The organism is Lentzea sp. (genome assembly GCF_036380075.1).
Lineage (GTDB): Bacteria > Actinomycetota > Actinomycetes > Mycobacteriales > Pseudonocardiaceae > Lentzea.
In genome coordinates this window covers 29,769-49,141 of the sequence record NZ_DASVFL010000027.1, presented here as the reverse complement: position 1 = coordinate 49,141, position 19,373 = coordinate 29,769, and the positions used below count along the sequence as shown (strand labels likewise).

Below are 19,373 nucleotides of genomic sequence, written 5' to 3'. Positions count from 1 at the left end.
TATTCGTATTGTCCTACGGTCGCGGCGTCGTGCTGGAACTCGAGGCAGGAGTCGAGCCGTGAGGTCGACGAGAGCGGTTGCCGTCGTCGGGGTGGTCGTGGCGAGCGTGCTGGCGGGCGCGGAGGTCCCCGCCGCGGCCGCACTGCCCACCACCGGGACGTTCTCGGTGCTGAGCTACAACGTGGCGGGGCTGCCGGAGGGGCTCTCCAGCGGCAACCCGAGGGTGAACACGCCGGTCATCAGCCGGCGCATCGGGCGGTACGACGTCGTCCACGTGCAGGAGGACTTCAACTACCACGCGGCGCTCTACGCCGGCGACGACCACCCGTTCCGCACGCCCACCAGCGGCGGTGTACCGTTCGGCGACGGGCTGAACACGCTGTCCTCCTACCCGTACTCCGAGCTCACACGGGACAAGTGGGACAGGTGCAACGGCACCGACTGCCTGACGCCGAAGGGGTTCACGTTCTCCCGCGTGCGGTTCGCGGAGGGCGTCTACGTCGACTTCTACAACGTGCACTCCAACGCGGGGACGGCGGAGGCGGACCTGGCCGCCCGCCGCGCCAACATCACCGAGCTCTCCCGCGCCATCACGGCCAACTCGGCGGGCAACGCGGTCGTGGTCGCGGGTGACACCAACACCCGCTACACCCGCGCCGGGGACAACATCCGGGACCTCGTCTCCGCCAACGGCCTCACCGACGCGTGGGTGCAGGAGGAACGCGGTGGCGTGCCGCCCGCCGCCGGCAGCCCTGCGCTGGTGTGCGACGACGCCGCCGTGACCGACGCGTGCGAGGTCGTCGACAAGATCCTGTTCCGCGGCAACAGGTACATCTCGCTGGAGCTCACCCGGTACGCCAACGAGAACGCCGCCTTCCGCACCGCGGACGACGAGATGCTCTCCGACCACTACCCGATCACGGCGGGCTTCCGGTGGACGCTCGACCCCGCCCTGTCGCTCAGCGACGTCTCGGGCGGCCCGCACGGGACCCCGTTCACCGACGTCGCCGCGGTCCCGGCCGGACAACGCGTCACCTCGGTGAGCCTCCGCGCCGGTGCGCGCGTCGACCAGGTCGGGCTCGCGCTCGCCGACGGCACGTCGTTCAGCCACGGCGGGAACGGCGGCACCGCGCAGCAGCTGGCGCTGGCCGCGGGGGAGCACCTCACGTCCGTGACCCTGCACTCGGGGCAACGCGACGGGCGCACGAGGATCTTCCACGCCCGCTTCACGACGAACACCGGCCGCACGCTGTCCGGCGGCACGGAGACGCCCGACGCCGTCACCTACACCGCGCCGCCGGGGTTCCAGATCGCCGGGTTCCACGGCCGGGCCGGCAGCGAGATCGACTCGCTCGGCGTGATCTTCACCCGGATCGCGTGACCGGTGCCGCGCAGATCGCCGATCCCCCTGGTGGCGCTGCTCGCCGCCGCCTGCACCGCCGAGCCGGTCCCGAGCGCACCGGCCGGGACGTTCCCGCGGGCCACCACCGAGCAGGAGGCGTCCGCCGAGGTGGTGCGCGGTGTCGTCGACGGCCGCACCGTCGAGCTGGCGGACGGGGTGCGCGCCCGGATCTCCCTGCTCGACCCGCCCGCCCCCTGCTGGGCGGCCGCCGCGCGGGAGTTCGCGGAGACGACGCTGCGGGGCCGGCCCGTGCGGTTCACGAGCATCATCCCCGGTGAGGTCGCCCTGCAGCTCCCGGACGGCACCGACTACGCCTACCTCGCCGTGCGGCAGGGAGTCCTGCGGGCCAGGGGAGCGGCGGGCGCGCTCGCCGAGGCGGAGAAGACCGCGGAACAGGAGGGCCTCGGCCTGTGGGGGTACCCCTGCCGGGGCTCGGGGACCGCACCGGCCACGCCGGGCTGACCCGCCGTCCGGCGCTGTGCGGGAGCCGGGGTTCCCGCTACGGTCGGGGTGGAGCGCCGCCTCGCCCCGACCGTCCACAGTGGAGGAACCTGTGCACAGGACGAGATCCACGGCACTGCTCGTCACCGCGTTCGCCACGGCGGTGACCGCCACCGGCACGGCGTGCGCGGCCCCGGCACCGGTCGCGGCCGGCCCGCTCACCCACGCGCACACCGCGGGCCGCGTCACGAAGGCGGGCCAGTACACCTGGCCCGGCGTCTACTTCGAGGGGCGGTTCCGCGGCACCGGCGTCGGGATCGTGCTGAACGACCCGGCCAACGACTACGACGTGCAGGTCGACGGCAGGACCACCGCGACCCTCGTGACACCCGGCAGCACCACCTACCGGGTCGAGGGCCTCGACGACGGCGAGCACCGCGTCCGGGTGGTCAAGCGGACCGAGAGCCCGTGGCAGGCGGGACAGTTCGGCGGGTTCGTCGCGGCGGAGGGCGGGAAGGTCCTGCCCAGGCCCAGGGCGCGCACCCGGCAGATCGAGTTCGTCGGCGACTCGCTGACGGCGGGCTACGGCAACATGTCGGCCGGCCGCGACTGCTCGGCCACCGGCGGCGTCGCCCGCAACACCAACACCGACCTGAGCTTCGGGGCGCTCACCGCCCGCGCGCTGGACGCCGACTACCAGGTCAACGCGTTCTCCGGCCTCGGCGTCGTGCGCAACTACGACGGCCACTCCGCCGGCACCAGCTACCGCACCTACTACGACCGGGCGTTGCTGAACGTGGAGGGCGACGTGTGGCGCAACCCCGGCACCTGGCGGCCGGAGGTCGTCGTGGTGGGCCTGGGCACCAACGACTTCTCCACTCCGGTCAAGCCGGGCGAGCCGTGGACCCCGGAGAGTCTCGTCACCGAGTACAAGGCCGCCTACCAGGGCTTCCTCGGAAAGCTGCGCACCAGGTACGGCCCGGCGACGACGATCGTCGTGGGCGTCCCGGAGGCCACGGGGACGTTCGCGGACGCGGCCCGGCAGGTCGTGGAGGACCTCGGCGACGCCCGCGTCCGGTACTGGAACTACGCCGACCCGGCGCTCGACCGCCTCGGGTGCGACTGGCACTTCTCGGCCCGCGACCACCGGCTGATCGCGGACAAGCTCCGCGACTACCTGGCGGGGCTGTCCCTGCGCTGGTGAGCGGGACAGCCCCGGCGGGTCACCTGGGGTCGAGCACGAACAGCGGGATCAGCCGGTCGGTCTTCTCCTGGTACTCGGCGTAGTTGGGGAACGCCTCGACGGCCCGGTCCCACCACTCGGCCCGCTCGGCGCCGTCGACCTCGCGGGCGACGTAGTCCTTGGTCTCGGTGCCGTCCTGCAGGCGGATCTCCGGGTGGGCCACGATGTTGTGGTACCAGGTCGGGTGCTCGGGAGCCCCGCCCTTGGACGCCACGACCGCGTAGCTGCCCTCGTGCTCCACCCGCATCACCGGGGTGTAGCGCAGTTCGCCGGTCTTGGCGCCGCGCACCGTGAGCAGCACGATGGGCCTTCCGGTGACCTTGATGCCCTCGGTGGTGCCGGTCTCCAGGATCTGCGCCGTCTGGTCGCGCACCCACTCGGTGGGGCTGAGCTTCACGTCTGCCATGTCCACGATCAACGATTCTGGCGCAGCTCGCATTCCCCCGCAGGTCAGTGCGCGGCGAACTGCACGTTCGTGGTCTGCACGGCGTCGGGCCGCACCGGCAGCGCCGGGACCTCCAGGCGTTCGCCGTAGACGTCGGTGATCGCGAGGGCACCGCCGCAGCCCGCGCCGGTCTCGGAGAGGAAGTAGTTGTAGTCGGCGCGCTTCAGCTGCCGCCACTGGCCGCCGGCCCGGACCTCCAGCCGTGCGACGGTGTTGCGGTGGTCGATCGCCTGGATCCCGCACCAGTACTGGCTGGAGCCGGACTTGTAGCGGATCGCGACCGGCTTCTGCGTCTGCGGGCTGACCAGCGTCCAGGTGATCGGGATCTCGCCCTTCACGGGCGGCGCGAGCTGGGCGAACGCCTGCGCGCTCAGGTCGAGATGACCGGACCGGCACTCCGGGCAGAGGTTCGTAACCCGCACGGTGACGCTCTTGCCGCCGGACCTCACCAGCAGGTGCGCGCCGCAGGCGGCGGAGCCCTCGAAGTCCGGCGCGTTGATCGCCGTGGTGAGGGGGTCCGGGCCGGGGGTGTAGGAGCAGGCGCCGCCGCCGTCGGAGTCGTAGAACGTCGCGATGCCGGACCGCTCCTCGCCCGGCTTGACCTTCCCGGCCAGGACGGGCGCCGCCGGCCGGGTGGTGGTGGTCGCCGGTGGCGTGGTCGTCGTGGTGCTCGTGACCGCGGTGGTCGTGGTGGTGGGTGCGGTGGTCGCGGGCGCGGTGCTCACGCCGGCCGCCGCCACGGGAGCACCCGCGACGCCCGGCCGGTCGCGCAGCACCGCCACGCCGAGGATCGCGACGAGCGCGACCAGGACGAACAGAACGGGACCGGTGCGTCTCACCGCCGAACCATAGTCCGCTGCACGGCGATGAACACCAGCAGCAGGACACCGATGACGATTTTCGTCCACCACGAGCTGAGCGTGCCCTGGAACGAGATCAGCGTCTGGATCGTGCCGAGCACCAGCACCCCGACGACGCCGCCGAGCACGTACCCGACGCCGCCCGCCAGCAGCGTCCCGCCGATGACGACGGCCGCGATGGCGTCCAGCTCCATGCCGACGGCGTGCAGGCCGTAGCCGGAGAGCATGTACAGGCTGAACAGCAGGCCCGCCAGCGCCGAGCAGAACCCGCTGATGACGTAGACGCCGACCTTGGTGCGCGCGGTCGGCAGACCCATCAGCAACGCGGACGACTCGTTGCCGCCGACCGCGTAGACCGTGCGGCCGAAGCGCGTGCGGTGCAGCACGTACATCGCGGCGAGCACGACCAGCAGCGCGATCACGACGTTGTAGGTGATGGTGACGCCGCCGGGCAGCTCGATCGCGGCGGTGGCGACGTCGCGGAACGTGCTGTTCTTGATCGACACCGACTCGACGCTGATCAGGAAGCACAGCCCGCGGGCCAGGAACATGCCGGCCAGCGTGACGATGAACGGCTGGATGTCGAACTTGTGGATCACGATCCCCATCAGCAGTCCGAGCGTCGAGCCGATGAGCAGCACCGCGAGCACGACCAGCGGCACCGGCCAGCCCGCCCGCAGCCCCGCGGCGGTGACCATCGTCGAGAGCGCGACCACGGACCCGACGGACAGGTCGATGCCGCCGCTGAGGATCACGAACGTCATGCCGGCGGCGAGCACGATCAGGAAGGCGTTGTCGATGAACAGGTTCGCGACCACCTGACCGGACGCGAAGCCGTCGTAGCGCGCCGACCCGACCCCGAAGGCGAGGACGAACAGCACGACGGTCGCGATGACGGGCAGGAACCGCGACGGCACCCGTTGGGCGAGAGCGGTCATGACGAGACGGCCACCTTCCGGAAGCTCAGTGCCGCACGGGCCTTCGGCGCCTGCACCAGGCACACGGCGATGACGACGATCGCCTTGAAGACCAGCGTCACCTCCGGGGCGACGCCGATCGTGTAGACGGTGGTGGTGAGAGTCTGGATGATCAGCGCGCCGATCAGCGTGCCGGTGAGCGAGTACCGGCCGCCCGCGAGCGACGTGCCGCCGATGACGACGGCGAGGATGGCGTCCATCTCGATCCACAGCCCGGCGTTGTTGGCGTCGGCGGCGCTGACGTTCGAGCTGATCATCAGCCCGGCGATGCCCGCGCAGACCGCGGCGAACACGTAGACCGTCCAGATGATGGTCCGCGACCGCACCCCGGCCAGCCGCGAGGCCTCGGGGTTCACGCCGACCGCCTCGATGAGCATGCCCAGCGCGGTCCTGCGGGTCACGAACGCCACCGCGCCCAGCACCGCCAGGCTGATCAGGATGGACGTCGGCAGCACCACGAACCCCGCGCCGACCTGCTTGTAGGCGGTGTTGTTGACGGTGACGATCTGCCCCTCGGTCACCAGCATGGCGACACCGCGGCCCGCGGTCATCAGCACCAGCGTGGCGATGATCGGCTGGATGCCCAGCCCCGCCACGAGGAAACCGTTCCACAGCCCCAGGACCGCGCACAGCACCAGCGCGATCGCCATGCCGGCGATGGCCGTGCCCGCGTCCCCGGACGATCCGATGTGGACGCACGTGATGGCGCCGGCGATGGCGGCGACCGCGCCGACGGACAGGTCGATGCCCCTGGTCGCGATCACCAGGGTCATGCCCAGTGCGATCAGCAGGGTCGGCGCGCCGTTCTTGAGGACGTCGACCAGGCCGCCGTAGAGGTGGCCGTCCTGCATGCGCAGGTCGAAGAACGACGGGGTGACGACGAGGTTGAGCAGCAGCAGGGCCACCAGGGCGACGAGCGGCCAGATCAGCCGGTTCTTCACGACACCACCTTCTCGGTCTCCGGCGCGGACCCGCCCGCGATCAGCTCGACCACCTCGTCCACACCCGTCGCCGACCCGTCCAGCTCGGCGATCTTGCGGCGGTCGCGCAGGACCACGATCCGGTCCGCGATGCGCACGACCTCCTCCAGCTCCGCCGAGATGAACAGCACGGCGGTGCCCTCGGCGGCCAGCGTTGTGACGAGCTGCTGGATCTGGGCCTTGGCGCCGATGTCGATGCCGCGCGTCGGCTCGTCCAGGATCAGCAGCCGCGGTTCGGTGACGAGCCAGCGCGCCAGCAGGACCTTCTGCTGGTTGCCGCCGGACAGGGTGCGCACCAGCGCGTCCGGGTTGGCGGGGCGGATGTCCAGCGCCTTCAGGTACTTCTCGACGAGCTGGTCCTTGGTGCGGCGGGGGAGCGGGCGCGTCCAGCCGCGCGCCGCCTGCATCGCGAGCACCAGGTTGTCGCGGATCGACAGGTCCGCGACGAGACCCTCGCCCTTGCGGTCCTCCGAGCTGAACGCGATGCCCGCCGCGATCGCCGAACGGGGACCGCGCAGTCGCAGCGGTTTGCCGTCCACGACCAGCCTGCCGGAGTCCGCGCGGTCGGCGCCGAAGAGCAGCCGGGCGAGCTCCGTGCGGCCGGAGCCGAGCAGACCGGCGAGGCCGACGACCTCGCCCGCGTGGATCTCCAGGTCGAACGGCTCGATCGCGCCGCGCTTGCCGAGACCGGACGCCTCCAGCAGGACGGGACCGTTCACCCGGTGCTTCTCCGACGCGTCCTCGATCGCCTCCAGCGCGCCGAGGTCGCGGCCGATCATCTGCGCGATGAGCGTGCGCCGGTCGACGTCCGCGGTGAGGTGCTCGCCGACGAGGCTTCCGTTGCGCAGCACCGTCATCCGGTCGGAGATCTCGTAGACCTGGTCGAGGAAGTGCGACACGAACAGGATCGCGACGCCCTCGTCGCGCAGCACGCGCATGATCCGGAACAGCTCGGCGACCTCGCCGGCGTCCAGGCTGGACGTCGGTTCGTCGAGCACCAGCACGCGGCAGTCGACCGCGATCGCGCGGGCGATCGCGACCAGCTGCTGCACCGCGATCGGGTGCTCGCCCAGGCTCGACGCCGGGTCGATGTGCACGCCGATGCGCGCGAGCACCTCCGCGGCCCGCCTGCGCATCGCGGGGAAGTCGATGCCGCCGAGCTTGCGCGGCTCGCGGCCCAGCAGGATGTTCTCCGCGACCGTGAGGTTCGCGCAGAGGTTGACCTCCTGGTAGACCGTGCTGATCCCGGCGTGCTGGGCCTCGCCGGGGGAGGAGAACGCCACGTCGTCGCCCCCGAGCGAGACGTGGCCGCTGTCGGGGCGGTGCACGCCGGTCAACGTCTTGATCAGGGTGGACTTGCCGGCGCCGTTCTCACCCATGAGGGCGTGCACCTCGCCGGGGAACAGCCGGAAGTCGACGTCCTGCAACGCCTTCACGCCGGGAAACGCGAGGCTGATGCCCCGCATCTCGACGACGGGTGGCGGCGACTCGGTCATGGGCTCTGGCTTTCGTCGCTGGGGCCACGGGGCCCGTCACCGGATGCGCCGGGTGACGGGCCCCGCGGGGCTGGGGGATCCTGCCTGCGGCGGGGACTCAGTACTGGCGCTGCGGGAGCGCGGCCTTGGCCTGCTCCTGCGTGAACGTGCCCTCCTCGGTCACGACCCGCGCCGGCACCTCCTGACCCGCCACGACCTTCTTCGCGAGGTCCATGAGCTGCTTGCCCAGCAACGGGTTGCACTCCACGATGAAGTTGATCTCGCCGTTGGACAGGGCGGTCATGCCGTCCTTCACCGCGTCGACGGTGATGATCTTGATGTCCTTGCCGGGCACCTTGCCGGCGGCCTTGATCGCCTCGATCGCGCCGAGACCCATGTCGTCGTTGTGCGCGTAGACGACGTCGATCTTCGGCTGGGACTTGAGGAACGCCTCCATGACCTGCTTGCCGCCGGAGCGCGTGAAGTCACCGGTCTGCGACGCGACGACCTTGATGTCCGGCTTGGAGGCGATCTTCTCCTCGAAGCCCTTCTTGCGGTCGATCGCCGGCGCGGCACCGGTGGTGCCCTGCAGCTCCACCACGTTCGCGGGGCCGGTGGTGTTGGCGACCAGCCAGTCGCCCGCCTTGCGGCCCTCCTCGACGAAGTCCGAGCCGAGGAACGTCTTGTAGAGCGAGGTGTCGTCCGAGTCGATCGACCGGTCGGTGAGGATCACCGGGATGTTGGCGCGCTTGGCCTCCAGCAGCACCGTGTCCCAGCCCGTCTCGACGACCGGGCTGAACGCGATCACGGAGACCTTCTGCTGGATGTAGGACCGGATCGCCTTGATCTGGTTCTCCTGCTTCTGCTGCGCGTCGGAGAACTTCAGGTCGATGCCGGCGGCCTTCGCCTCGTCCTGGATCGACTTGGTGTTGGCCGTGCGCCAGCCGCTCTCGGCGCCGACCTGGGCGAAGCCCATCGTGATGGTGTCGCCGCCGGACGAGCCGGTGCTCCCACCACCTCCCGAGCCACAGGCCGTGAGCGCGCTCAGCAGGACCACGCTGGCGACTGTCGTGATCTTCTTCAGCACTGGGATTCCTCCGGGGTGACGGCTTTGTCGCGGAGCAGGACCGCGTGTCCGCGGTATCAGGCTGCCAAGAGTGAACGTTCACAACTACGGCGTCAAGACCTTGCCCGTAACGAAGTCGCAGTCCTATGTTAACGCTCACTTCCGAGCGGGGAGGAAACCGTGCTTCGCTTGCACGCCCTGGTCTGCGCCGCGCTCGCGGCGAGTCTGCTGGTCGCCGTTCCCGGTTCGGGGACGGCCGCCGAGACCGACTACACGATCCGGATCGACGCCGGCAAGAAGGGCGCGTCCATCGACGACTCGATGTACGGGGTGTTCTTCGAGGACATCAACCGCGCCGCGGACGGCGGCCTGTACTCCGAGCTCGTGCAGAACCGTTCGTTCGAGTACGACCTCGCCGACAACGCGGGCTACACCGGACTGACGTCGTGGGCGCCGCACAGCGGCACGGTCGACGTCGCCGACGACACCGGCCGCCTGAACGAGCGCAACCGCCGCTACCTCAGGCTCGGCTTGCCCGCCGGCGTCATCAACTCCGGCTACAACAGCGGAATCGCCGTGCAGCAAGGGCAGCGCTACGACTTCTCGGTGTGGGCGCGCACGGACCAGGCCGCGACGCCGCTGACCGCCACGCTCACCGACCCGGCGGGAACGCCGCTGGGCGACCCGGTGCGGGTGCAGGTCCGCGGCGACGGCTGGGCCCGCTACACCGGCACGATCCGCGCGAGGCAGTCCACGACGACCGGCCGGCTGCTCGTGACCGGTGGCGGCACGGGAACCCTGCGCCTCGACATGGTGTCGCTGCTGCCGCAGGACACCTTCAAGGGCCACGGCCTGCGCCGCGACCTCGCCGAGAAGGTCGCCGCCCTGAAGCCCGGCTTCGTCCGGTTCCCCGGCGGCTGCCTCGTCAACACCGGCAGCCACCACGGCTACGACGCGCCGAACTGGGAACGCCGTCGCTCCTACCAGTGGAAGGACACCATCGGACCGGTCGAGCAGCGCGCCACCAACTGGAACTTCTGGGGCTACAACCAGTCCTACGGCCTCGGCTACTACGAGTACTTCCAGTTCTCCGAGGACGTCGGCGCCATGCCGCTGCCCGTCGTGCCCGCCCTCGTCACCGGCTGCGGCCAGAACCGCGTCACCGACGACCCCGCGCTGCTGCGACGGCACATCCAGGACACGCTGGACCTGATCGAGTTCGCCAACGGTCCCGCCGACTCGACCTGGGGCCGCAAGCGCGCGGAGATGGGCCACCCCGGGCCGTTCAAGCTCACGCACCTCGCCGTCGGCAACGAGGAGACCCTGCCGGACGAGTACTTCGCGCGGTTCACCGAGTTCCGCACGGCGATCAACGCGCGGTACCCCGACATCACCGTCGTCGGCAACTCCGGCCCGGACGACACCGGCGGCACGTTCGACCGCCTCTGGCAGCTCAACAGGCAGGCCGGTGTCAAGATGGTGGACGAGCACTACTACAACAGCCCGAGCTGGTTCCTGGAGAACAACGACCGCTACGACTCCTACGACCGCACCGGTCCGAAGGTGTTCCTCGGCGAGTACGCCTCGCAGGACAACACGTTCTTCAACGCGCTGAGCGAGGCCGCGTTCATGACGGGCCTGGAGCGCAACGCCGACGTCGTGAAGCTCGCCTCCTACGCGCCGCTGCTGTCCAACGAGGACTACGTGCAGTGGCGGCCGGACATGATCTGGTTCAACAACCACGCGTCGTGGGGCTCGGCGAGCTACGAGGTCCAGAAGCTCTTCATGAACAACGTCGGCGACCACGTCGTGCCCAGCACCGCCTCCGCCACGCCGTCGGCCGAGGCGCCCATCTCGGGCGCGATCGGGCTCTCGACGTGGGCGACGGCCGCGATCTACGACGACGTGACCGTGACCGGCGCGTCCGGCCAGGCGCTGTTCGCCGACGACTTCTCCGGCACCGACGAGAAGTGGACGAAGTCCGGTCGTGGCGCGTGGAACGTCGTGAACGGCGCGTACGTCCAGTCCGACGCCGCCGCCGAGGACGCGCTCGTCACGGCGGGGGACAGGACGTGGCAGGACTACACGCTGAACGTCAAGGCCACCAAGCAGTCCGGCCGTGAGGGCTTCCTCGTCGCGTTCGGCGTGCAGGACACCGGCAACTACTACTGGTGGAACCTCGGCGGCTGGAACAACACCCGGTCCGCGGTCGAGAAGGCGGCCGGCGGCGGCAAGAGCGTCCTGGTCTCCGACGGCACCCGGATCGACGCCGGCCGCACCTACGACGTCCGGGTCGAGGTCCGCGGCCGCCACGTCGCGCTCTACCTCGACGGCCGGAAGTGGGGCGAGTTCACCGACGACGCCGTCGCCGAGCCGTTCCGCCAGGTCGTCACCCGCGACCTCGCCACCGGCGAGCTCGTCGTCAAGGTGGTCAACGCCCAGGACGACGCCGCTCGCACCCGGATCGACCTCGGCGTCCCGGTGGCCTCCACGGCGCGGGCGACCGTGCTGCAGGGCCGGCCCGACGACGTGAACACCGAGTTCACCCAGCCGATCCGCCCCCGCTCCGAGCAGGTGCGGGTGGCGAGCAGCTTCACGCACACGTTCCCGCCGAACTCCGTCACGTTCCTCCGGATCAGGAGCCGCTCGTGATCACCCGACGATCCCTGCTCGCGACCGGCGGCCTGCTGGCCGCGACCGGCGCGCTCACCTCCGCCGCACCCGCCACCGCCGCCGACGACCCGCCCGCCGGGCTGCCGACCGGCAACCCCCTGGTCGAGCAGCGCGCCGACCCGTTCGTCACCCCGCCGACCGACGGCATGTACTACCTCACCGGGTCCGTCCCGGAGTACGACCGGGTCGTGATCCGTGGCGCGTCCACACTGGACGGTCTGTCGTCCGCCCGCGAACGCACGATCTGGCGTCGCCCGGCCTCCGGCGCGATGGGCGGCTACATCTGGGCTCCGGAACTGCACCGCATCGACGGCAAGTGGTACGTCTACTTCGCCGCGGGGGACAAGGACGAGCCGTTCCGCATCCGCACCTACGTGCTCGAGTCCGTCAACGCCGACCCGCGCGAGAGCGGGTGGGTGCTGCGCGGGCAGATGGTGACGGCGTGGGACACGTTCACCCTCGACGCCACCACGTTCGCGCACCGCGGCAAGCGCTACTTCCTGTGGGCGCAGAACGAACCCGGCATCGACACCAACACCAACCTCTACCTCGCCGAGATGGCTTCGCCGCTGGCCCTGCGCACCGCGCCGGTGCGGATCGCGACGCCCACGCTGCCGTGGGAGGTGCAGGGCTTCAAGGTCAACGAGGGGCCCGCGGTGCTGGTCCGCAACGGCCGCGTGTTCGTGACGTTCTCGGCGAGCGCGACCGACGCCCGCTACTGCATGGGCCTGCTGACCGCCGACGAGAACGCGAACCTGCTCGACGCGCGGTCGTGGACCAAGTCGCCGTCGCCGGTGTTCACGACGCACGCGCCGACCTCGCAGTACGGGCCTGGGCACAACTCGTTCACCACGGTCGGCACCACCGACGTGCTCGTCTACCACGCGCGCGACTACCGCGACATCACCGGCGACCCGCTGTTCGACCCGAACCGGCACACCCGCGTGCAGAAGCTGCACTGGAACGTCGACGGCACGCCGTCGTTCGGCGTGCCCGTGGGTCGGGGCGGGCCGATCGTGCGGCTGTCCCCTGTGGACGCCCCGGCGCTGGTGGTGCGGCACTACGAGTACCGGCTGCGGGTGGACGGCAACGTCCGCGAGGTCGCCGACTCGCAGTTCCGGTTCGTACCGGGACTTCTCGGTTCCGGCACGGTCGCGCTGCAGTCGGTGAACTTCCCGGACCGGTACGTGCGAGCCGACTCAGGCTCGATCCGCATCGACCCGTTCGAGGACACGGACGCCTTCGGCCGGGCGGCGAGTTTCGTGCGGGTACCGGGACTTGCCGACAGCGCCGCGGTCTCGCTCCGCGTCGGCACGAACACGTACCTCGCGCACGACAACGGTCGCCTGGTCGTGGCGGAACCGGGTGGTGACCGCGACGCGCGCCGACGTGCCACATTCCGTCTCGGATGAGTGGACAATGAGCACTGCATCGATGCCGACCTGGTGTTATCGCTAACATCACCGGCGCAGATCAAGGATCGGAGACCGCTAGTGGAGAAGACCTCGCGTGACCCCGCGATGACCGATGTCGCACGACTCGCCGGGGTGTCGCACCAGACGGTCTCGCGTGTGCTCAACAACCACCCGAACGTCCGCGAGCAGACCCGGCTGCGGGTGCAGGCGGCCATCAAGGAGCTGGACTACCGGCCCAACCGCGCCGCCCGCGCGCTCGTGACCGGCAAGACCCAGCTGATCGGCGTGGTGGCGCAGAACTCGACGCTGTATGGCCCGGCCTCGCTGCTGTCCGCCTTCGAGGAGGCGGCGGCCGAGGCCGGGTTCGCGGTCAGCGTCGGCAGGGTGAAGGTCCTCGACCGCGCCTCCATCGCCGCCGCCGTGGAACGCCACCGCGACCAGCGCGTGGCCGGCATCGTGGTGATCGCCCCGACGTCGTCGGCCGCCGACGCGCTGGCCGACGTGCCCGCGGGCGTGCCGCTGGTGACGGTGGACGGCGACCCGGACCGCCCGACCGCGCTGGTGACCGTCGACCAGGGCGCCGGCGCGTTCGAGGCGACGATGCACCTGCTCCAGGCGGGGCACGAGACGGTGTGGCACGTGTCCGGTCCCGCCGACTGGTTCGACGCGGCCGGCCGCGTCGACGGCTGGCGCTCGGCCCTGGACGCCGCGGGCGCCGAGGTGCCCCCGGTCGTGACGGCGGACTGGAGCGCGGCGGCGGGCTACCGGGCCGGGCAGATGCTCGCCAGGATGCCCGAGGTGACGGCCGTGTTCTGCTCGAACGACCACCTGGCCCTGGGGCTGCTGAGGGCGATGAGCGAACGGGGCCGCCGCGTCCCGCACGACGTCAGCGTCGTGGGGTTCGACGACGTGCCCGAGGCGGCGTACTTCATCCCGCCGCTGACGACCGTGCGCCCGGACTTCGCCGCCGTGGCGCGGGAGACGCTCGGGCTGTTGCTCCAGCAGATCAGCGACGGGGGGACGACGGCGCAGCGGCGCACGGTCGCGCCGAAGCTGGTGAAGCGGGAGAGCGTGGCGCCACCGCCGCGGTAGCACGCTTTCCGGGGTGGAAACCGTTCCGGGGCGGGGACGGTGGAGCGGGTGAGCGCGCCACCGTCTCGTTAGGTGGGTGGGCGCGCCGCGTCCCTTCCCGGTCACCGCACCACCCGTGCCGGACTCCCGGCCGCTCTGCCCGGCCAGACGGCCCCCGGCCTGCCTGCGCGTTCCGCCAGGTGAGGCGAGTGCCCGCCGCGCCCGCCGGCTGCCCGAGGCACCCGGTCCGCGCCCGGTTTTGTCGTGCGCTCACGACTCTCATCATTTGGCGCCCTTGCAGGGAAATGACGATATATCGGGCGCATCTTGACTCGCAGATTGTTAGCGATAACACTCAGGTCGTGACTGACATGACGATCGACCGCGACGCGTGTGTGGTGGGTGTCGACTTCGGCACGCTGTCCGGTCGCGCCGTGGTCGTGCGCGTTCGCGACGGCGCCGAGCTCGGCACCGCTGTGCACGACTACCGCCACGGTGTCGTGGACCAGGTGCTGCCCGCCACCGGCCGGCCGTTGCCGCCGGAGTGGGCGCTGCAGGTTCCGGCAGACTACCTCGACGTCCTGCGCACCGCCGTCCCGCAGGCCGTCGAGGCGGCCGGGATCTCCGCGGACCAGGTGGTCGGCATCGGGACCGACTTCACCGCCTGCACGATGGTGCCGGTCACCGCCGACGGCACGCCGTTGTGCGAGCTGCCCGAGTTCGCCGGGAACCCGCACGCCTACATCAAGCTGTGGCGCCACCACGCCGCCCAGCCGCAGGCGGACCGGATCAACGAGCTGGCCCGCCAGCGCAAGGAGCCGTGGCTCGCGCGCTACGGCGGGCTCATCTCGTCGGAGTGGGAGTTCGCCAAGGGCCTGCAGGTGCTGGAGGAGGCGCCCGAGGTCTACGCCGCGATGGAGCACTGGGTCGAGGCGGCGGACTGGATCATCTGGCAGCTCACGGGCACCTACACCCGCAACGCCTGCACCGCCGGGTACAAGGGCATCCACCAGGACGGCGCCTACCCCGGCGCCGAGTTCCTCAAGAACCTCAACCCCGACTTCGAGACCTTCGTCGCCGACAAGCTCGACCACCCGCTGTCGCCGCTCGGCGGCAAGGCGGGCGAGCTCACCGCCGAGGCCGCGGCGTGGACCGGCCTGAAGCAGGGGATCGCGGTCGCGGTCGGCAACGTCGACGCGCACGTCACCGCCCCCGCCGCGCGGGCCGTCGAGCCCGGCCAGATGGTCGCGATCATGGGCACGTCCACGTGCCACGTCATGAGCGGCGACGTGCTGCGCGACGTGCCGGGCATGTGCGGTGTCGTCGACGGCGGCATCGTGCCGGGGCTGTGGGGGTACGAGGCAGGGCAGAGCGGCGTCGGCGACATCTTCGCGTGGTTCCTGCGCAACCAGGTGCCGCCCGCCTACCACGAGCAGGCGGCCGAGCGCGGCATCACCGTGCACGAGCTGCTGACCGAACTGGCCGCGCGGCAGGCGGTCGGCGAGCACGGGCTCGTCGCGCTCGACTGGCACAGCGGCAACCGGTCCGTGCTCGTCGACCACGAGCTGTCCGGTGTGGTCGTCGGCCAGACGCTCGCCACCAAGGCCGAGGACATCTACCGCGCTCTGCTGGAGGCCACGGCGTTCGGCACGCGCGTCATCATCGACGCCTTCACCGACGCGGGCGTGCCGGTGACCGAGCTCGTGATCGCCGGCGGGCTGCTCAAGAACCCGTTGCTGATGCAGATCTACGCCGACGTCGTGAACCTGCCGCTGTCGGTGATCGGCTCGGCGCAGGGCCCGGCCCTCGGCTCCGCCATGCACGCCGCGGTGGCGGCGGGGTCCTATGAGGACATCCGCGCGGCGGCCGCCGCGATGGGGTCGGTGACGCGCGACGCCTTCACGCCGGTGCCGGAGAACGTCGAGGCGTACCAACGGCTCTTCGACGACTACCTCGAGCTGCACGACTACTTCGGCCGCGGTGCCAACGATGTCATGCACCGGCTGCGCGGCTACCGGCGCACCGCCCTGGAGGGGAAGAGCTGATGTCCGCCACGACGGAGCTGCGCCGCACTGTCGCCGAGCTGCACCGCGAGCTGACGCGCTACGAGCTGGTCACCTGGACGGCGGGCAACGTGTCGGCGCGCGTGCCCGGCCACGACCTGATGGTGATCAAACCGTCCGGGGTGTCCTACGACGAGCTGGGTCCACACGCGATGGTCGTGACGGACCTGCACGGCACGTTGGTGGAGGGTGAGCTCGCGCCGTCCTCCGACACCGCGGCGCACGCCTACGTCTACCGGCACATGCCGGACGTCGGCGGTGTCGTGCACACGCATTCTCCTTACGCCACAGCGTGGGCCGCCCGCGGCGAGCCCATCCCGTGCGTGCTCACGATGATCGCGGACGAGTTCGGCGGGGACATCCCGGTCGGGCCGTTCGCGCTGATCGGCGACGACTCGATCGGCAGGGGCATCGTCGAGACGTTGCGCACCAGCAGGTCCAGGGCCGTGCTGATGCGCAACCACGGCCCGTTCACGGTCGGCGCGACGGCCCGTGCCGCGGTGAAGGCCGCCGTGCTCCTGGAGGACGTCGCGCGGACCGTCCACTTCGCACTCCAGCTCGGCAAGCCCGAGGTGATCGCGCAAGAGCACGTCGACCAGCTCTACGAGCGCTACCAGAACGTCTACGGCCAGTGAGCCCAGAAGGAGAGCACATGCCGGACAAGCCCCAGATCTGGTTCCTCACCGGCAGCCAGCACCTCTACGGCCCCGAGACGCTCGACCAGGTCGCGGCCCAGTCCCAGCAGATCGCGCGGATGCTGGCCGACTCCGGCCGGATCAGCACGGAGATCGTCTGGAAGCCGGTGCTGACCGACTCCGGCGCCATCCGCGGGGTCATGCAGGAGGCGAACAACGACCCGTCGTGCGTCGGCGTGATCGCGTGGATGCACACGTTCTCCCCGGCGAAGATGTGGATCACCGGGCTGGACCTGCTGCGCAAGCCGTTGCTGCACCTGCACACGCAGCTCAACGAGGCGTTGCCGTGGTCCACCATCGACATGGACTTCATGAACCTCAACCAGGCCGCGCACGGCGACCGCGAGTTCGCCTACGTGCAGACCAGGATCGGGGTGGCCCGCAAGACGATCGCCGGGCACGCGAGCGACCCGCTGGTGGCGGAACGGATCGACGGGTGGGCGCGCGCCGCCGCCGGTCGCGCGCACCTGCGGTCGCTGCGGCTCGCCCGCTTCGGCGACAACATGCGCGACGTCGCCGTGACCGAGGGCGACAAGGTCGAGGCGGAGCTGCGCTTCGGCGTCTCCGTCAACACCTACGGCGTCAACGACCTGGTGGCCGTGGTCGACGCGGTGGCCGACGCGGACATCGACCTGCTCGTCACCGACTACGCCGAGGCCTACCGGCTGAGCCCGGAGCTCGCGCGCGGGGGAGAGCGGCACGACTCGCTGCGCTACGCCGCCCGCATCGAGATCGGGCTGCGGTCGTTCCTCGACGACGGCGGGTTCGGGGCGTTCACCACGAACTTCCAGGACCTGGGCGGGTTGCGGCAGCTGCCGGGCCTCGCCGTGCAGCGGCTCATGGCCGACGGCTACGGCTTCGGCGGCGAGGGCGACTGGAAGACCTCGGCCTTGCTCGCGGCCGTGAAGGCGATGGGCGCCGGGATCGGCCGTGGCACGTCGTTCATGGAGGACTACACCTACCACTTCGGGCCGGGCGAGCCGAAGATCCTCGGCGCGCACATGCTGGAGGTGTGCCCGACGATCGCCGGCGACCAGCCGTCGTGCGAGATCCACCCGCTCGGCATCGGAGACCGCGAGGACCCGGTCCGGCTGGTGTTCGACGCCGCTCCCGGCCCCGCCGTCACGATCGGCCTCGCCGACCTCGGCGACCGCTTCCGGTTGGTGGCCAACGAGGTCACGGTCGTCCCGCCGGACGAGCCGCTGCCGAAGCTGCCCGTCGCGCGCGCCGTGTGGAAGCCCGCGCCGTCGCTCTCGACGTCCGCGGAGTGCTGGCTCACGGCGGGCGGGCCGCACCACACGGTGATGACGCAGGCCGTCGGAGCCGAGGTGCTGCGGGACTTCGCGCAGATGGCCGCGACGGAGCTCGTGCTGATCGACGCGGAGACGACGCCCGCGTCGTTCTTCGACCGGCTGCGCTGGAACGCCGCGTACCACCGCCTGGCGTCGGGCATCGTCTGACGCGACGGGCCGTCCGCTGGCGACGGGGGCGGAGCACATCGGGAACTCCCGGTGGGCTCCGCCCCCGTTCGCGTCGAACAGCGGCGGGCAGGACACAGCCGCCCGCCGTTCGGGAAGACGACGGGGCCGTCGTCGCCTCACCTGCACTCCCGGCGCGACCTCACGGGCACGTCGAGAGCCACGCCAGGATGCCAGCTGCTGTGAACGCTCACAAGTAGTTGAACCCTTCACGTTCCGGGGCCGTACTCCTGCTGTGCCGGCAGAAAACGTCCCCTACTCGTGAGGTTCGCCCATGTCCAACGCGCATGCACGACCGCAACGCAGCAAGAGGATCATGATCGCCGGAGTCGCGGTCGCCGCCACGCTGACCGCGGTGACCGCCGCCGTCGCCTTCGCCGGCGGCGAGGAGGTGACCGGCTCGATCGCGTGTCCTCAGCCCGTGGTCCCGGCGGTGCCCGCCGCGGCCCAGGCCGAGGTGCAGCGCGAGCTGGCCAACCTGGACAAGCAGATCGCCGAGGCGAACAACCGGCTGCGCACGTCCGCCGGTGAGGGTGGCCCGAACTTCGTGCAGAACGCGATCCTCGGTCCGCTGGCGAGCAAGCGCGTCGCGGCGCTGAACCGCATCGAGACGGCCATCGGCCGCGTCGCGGCGAAGCCGGAGGGCCTGGAGAGGTTCGCGACCTGCGGTCTCGGCCAGGCGCCCGCCGTGTCGGCGCCGCCGTCGACCTCCCAGGCCGCCGCGCCGACGCAGACGTCTTCCAACGGCGGCAACGCCGGCGGCGGCGCGATCGCGTGCCCGGCGCCGGTGGTGGAGAACGTGCCCGCGGCCGCGCAGGCCGAGGTGCAGCGCGAGCTCGCGAACCTGGACAAGCAGATCGCCGAGGCGAACAACCGGTTGCGCACCTCCGCCGGTGAGGGCGGGCCGAACTTCGTGCAGAACGCGATCCTGGGCCCGTTGGCGGACAAGCGCGTCGCGGCGCTGAACCGCATCGAGACGGCCATCGGCCGCGTCCAGGCGCGGCCGGAGGGTCTGGAGCGCTTCGCCACCTGCTCGCTGAAGTAGCCCCCCTCGGGGTGTCAGCGTCAGGCCCCCGCCTTCCCGGCGGG

16 protein-coding genes are annotated in these 19,373 nt (G+C 71.1%); 10 read left to right on the top strand and 6 right to left on the bottom strand.

All coding sequences use genetic code 11. The features are described 5' to 3' along the window. Nucleotides 1-58 precede the first annotated feature (58 nt). The 3 genes from VF330_RS02925 to VF330_RS02915 all read left to right on the top strand — a co-directional run bounded on the left by VF330_RS02925 (nucleotide 59) and on the right by VF330_RS02915 (nucleotide 3,047). Entirely contained in the window at nucleotides 59-1,381 is a 1,323-nt protein-coding gene (locus tag VF330_RS02925; RefSeq protein ID WP_330849904.1) for a jacalin-like lectin, read from the top strand. A gap of 3 nt (nucleotides 1,382-1,384) precedes the next feature. Continuing rightward, nucleotides 1,385-1,864: a hypothetical protein gene (locus VF330_RS02920; RefSeq protein WP_330849903.1), complete on the top strand. Its 480-nt coding sequence runs from the start codon at nucleotides 1,385-1,387 to the stop codon at nucleotides 1,862-1,864. A gap of 91 nt (nucleotides 1,865-1,955) precedes the next feature. Next, nucleotides 1,956-3,047, top strand: coding sequence for an SGNH/GDSL hydrolase family protein (locus VF330_RS02915; protein WP_330849902.1), 1,092 nt, complete (start codon nucleotides 1,956-1,958; stop codon nucleotides 3,045-3,047). A gap of 19 nt (nucleotides 3,048-3,066) precedes the next feature. Here VF330_RS02915 and VF330_RS02910 read toward each other — a convergent pair whose 3' ends face one another. The 6 genes from VF330_RS02910 to VF330_RS02885 form a co-directional block, all read right to left on the bottom strand. Next, the gene (locus VF330_RS02910; RefSeq protein WP_330849996.1) at nucleotides 3,067-3,492 is read right to left on the bottom strand and encodes a nitroreductase family deazaflavin-dependent oxidoreductase; all 426 of its coding nucleotides are present in this window, start codon (nucleotides 3,490-3,492) and stop codon (nucleotides 3,067-3,069) included. Nucleotides 3,493-3,536: 44 nt separating this feature from the next. Further along, nucleotides 3,537-4,370: an expansin EXLX1 family cellulose-binding protein gene (locus VF330_RS02905; protein WP_330849901.1), complete on the bottom strand. Its 834-nt coding sequence runs from the start codon at nucleotides 4,368-4,370 to the stop codon at nucleotides 3,537-3,539. After that, nucleotides 4,367-5,329: a galactofuranose ABC transporter, permease protein YjfF gene (yjfF, locus tag VF330_RS02900; RefSeq protein WP_330849900.1), complete on the bottom strand. Its 963-nt coding sequence runs from the start codon at nucleotides 5,327-5,329 to the stop codon at nucleotides 4,367-4,369. The genes VF330_RS02905 and yjfF overlap by 4 nt, the downstream gene beginning before the upstream one ends. Continuing rightward, on the bottom strand, nucleotides 5,326-6,309 hold the full coding sequence (locus VF330_RS02895; protein WP_330849899.1) for an ABC transporter permease: 984 nt from the start codon (nucleotides 6,307-6,309) through the stop codon (nucleotides 5,326-5,328). The genes yjfF and VF330_RS02895 overlap by 4 nt, the downstream gene beginning before the upstream one ends. Beyond that, entirely contained in the window at nucleotides 6,306-7,844 is a 1,539-nt protein-coding gene (locus tag VF330_RS02890) for a sugar ABC transporter ATP-binding protein (RefSeq protein WP_330849898.1), read from the bottom strand. Before VF330_RS02890 ends, VF330_RS02895 begins: the two co-directional genes overlap by 4 nt. 97 nt (nucleotides 7,845-7,941) lie before the next feature. Further along, the gene (locus tag VF330_RS02885; RefSeq protein WP_414675326.1) at nucleotides 7,942-8,916 is read right to left on the bottom strand and encodes an ABC transporter substrate-binding protein; all 975 of its coding nucleotides are present in this window, start codon (nucleotides 8,914-8,916) and stop codon (nucleotides 7,942-7,944) included. A 153-nt stretch (nucleotides 8,917-9,069) separates the two neighbouring features. Here VF330_RS02885 and VF330_RS02880 point away from each other — a divergent pair, with 153 nt between their 5' ends. The 7 genes from VF330_RS02880 to VF330_RS02850 all read left to right on the top strand — a co-directional run bounded on the left by VF330_RS02880 (nucleotide 9,070) and on the right by VF330_RS02850 (nucleotide 19,329). Then, nucleotides 9,070-11,541 carry an alpha-L-arabinofuranosidase C-terminal domain-containing protein gene (locus tag VF330_RS02880; protein ID WP_330849896.1) on the top strand — a complete coding sequence of 824 codons (2,472 nt, stop codon included), beginning with the start codon at nucleotides 9,070-9,072 and terminating at the stop codon, nucleotides 11,539-11,541. Beyond that, the gene (locus tag VF330_RS02875) at nucleotides 11,538-12,974 is read left to right on the top strand and encodes a family 43 glycosylhydrolase (protein WP_330849895.1); all 1,437 of its coding nucleotides are present in this window, start codon (nucleotides 11,538-11,540) and stop codon (nucleotides 12,972-12,974) included. The genes VF330_RS02880 and VF330_RS02875 overlap by 4 nt, the downstream gene beginning before the upstream one ends. Nucleotides 12,975-13,082: 108 nt before the next feature. After that, a complete protein-coding gene (locus tag VF330_RS02870) occupies nucleotides 13,083-14,069 on the top strand; it encodes a LacI family DNA-binding transcriptional regulator (RefSeq protein ID WP_330849995.1) in 987 nt (328 codons plus the stop codon). A 350-nt stretch (nucleotides 14,070-14,419) separates the two neighbouring features. After that, nucleotides 14,420-16,093, top strand: a complete 1,674-nt coding sequence (gene araB, locus VF330_RS02865) for a ribulokinase (protein ID WP_330849994.1) — start codon at nucleotides 14,420-14,422, stop codon at nucleotides 16,091-16,093. After that, on the top strand, nucleotides 16,093-16,746 hold the full coding sequence (locus tag VF330_RS02860) for an L-ribulose-5-phosphate 4-epimerase (protein ID WP_330849894.1): 654 nt from the start codon (nucleotides 16,093-16,095) through the stop codon (nucleotides 16,744-16,746). Before araB ends, VF330_RS02860 begins: the two co-directional genes overlap by 1 nt. Nucleotides 16,747-16,763: 17 nt before the next feature. After that, complete coding sequence (araA, locus tag VF330_RS02855; protein WP_330849893.1) at nucleotides 16,764-18,266, top strand: L-arabinose isomerase; 1,503 nt, start codon at nucleotides 16,764-16,766, stop codon at nucleotides 18,264-18,266. Nucleotides 18,267-18,558: 292 nt separating this feature from the next. Continuing rightward, a complete protein-coding gene (locus tag VF330_RS02850) occupies nucleotides 18,559-19,329 on the top strand; it encodes a hypothetical protein (RefSeq protein WP_330849892.1) in 771 nt (256 codons plus the stop codon). Nucleotides 19,330-19,373: the final 44 nt, after the last annotated feature.

Coding starts and splice junctions, on each gene's coding strand:
- VF330_RS02910 (WP_330849996.1), bottom strand. CDS start 3,492: ATGGCAGACGTGAAGCTCAGCCCCACCGAGTGGGTGCGCGACCAGACG.
- yjfF (WP_330849900.1), bottom strand. CDS start 5,329: ATGACCGCTCTCGCCCAACGGGTGCCGTCGCGGTTCCTGCCCGTCATC.
- VF330_RS02890 (WP_330849898.1), bottom strand. CDS start 7,844: ATGACCGAGTCGCCGCCACCCGTCGTCGAGATGCGGGGCATCAGCCTC.
- VF330_RS02870 (WP_330849995.1), top strand. CDS start 13,083: ATGACCGATGTCGCACGACTCGCCGGGGTGTCGCACCAGACGGTCTCG.
- araB (WP_330849994.1), top strand. CDS start 14,420: ATGACGATCGACCGCGACGCGTGTGTGGTGGGTGTCGACTTCGGCACG.
- VF330_RS02860 (WP_330849894.1), top strand. CDS start 16,093: ATGTCCGCCACGACGGAGCTGCGCCGCACTGTCGCCGAGCTGCACCGC.
- araA (WP_330849893.1), top strand. CDS start 16,764: ATGCCGGACAAGCCCCAGATCTGGTTCCTCACCGGCAGCCAGCACCTC.
- VF330_RS02850 (WP_330849892.1), top strand. CDS start 18,559: ATGTCCAACGCGCATGCACGACCGCAACGCAGCAAGAGGATCATGATC.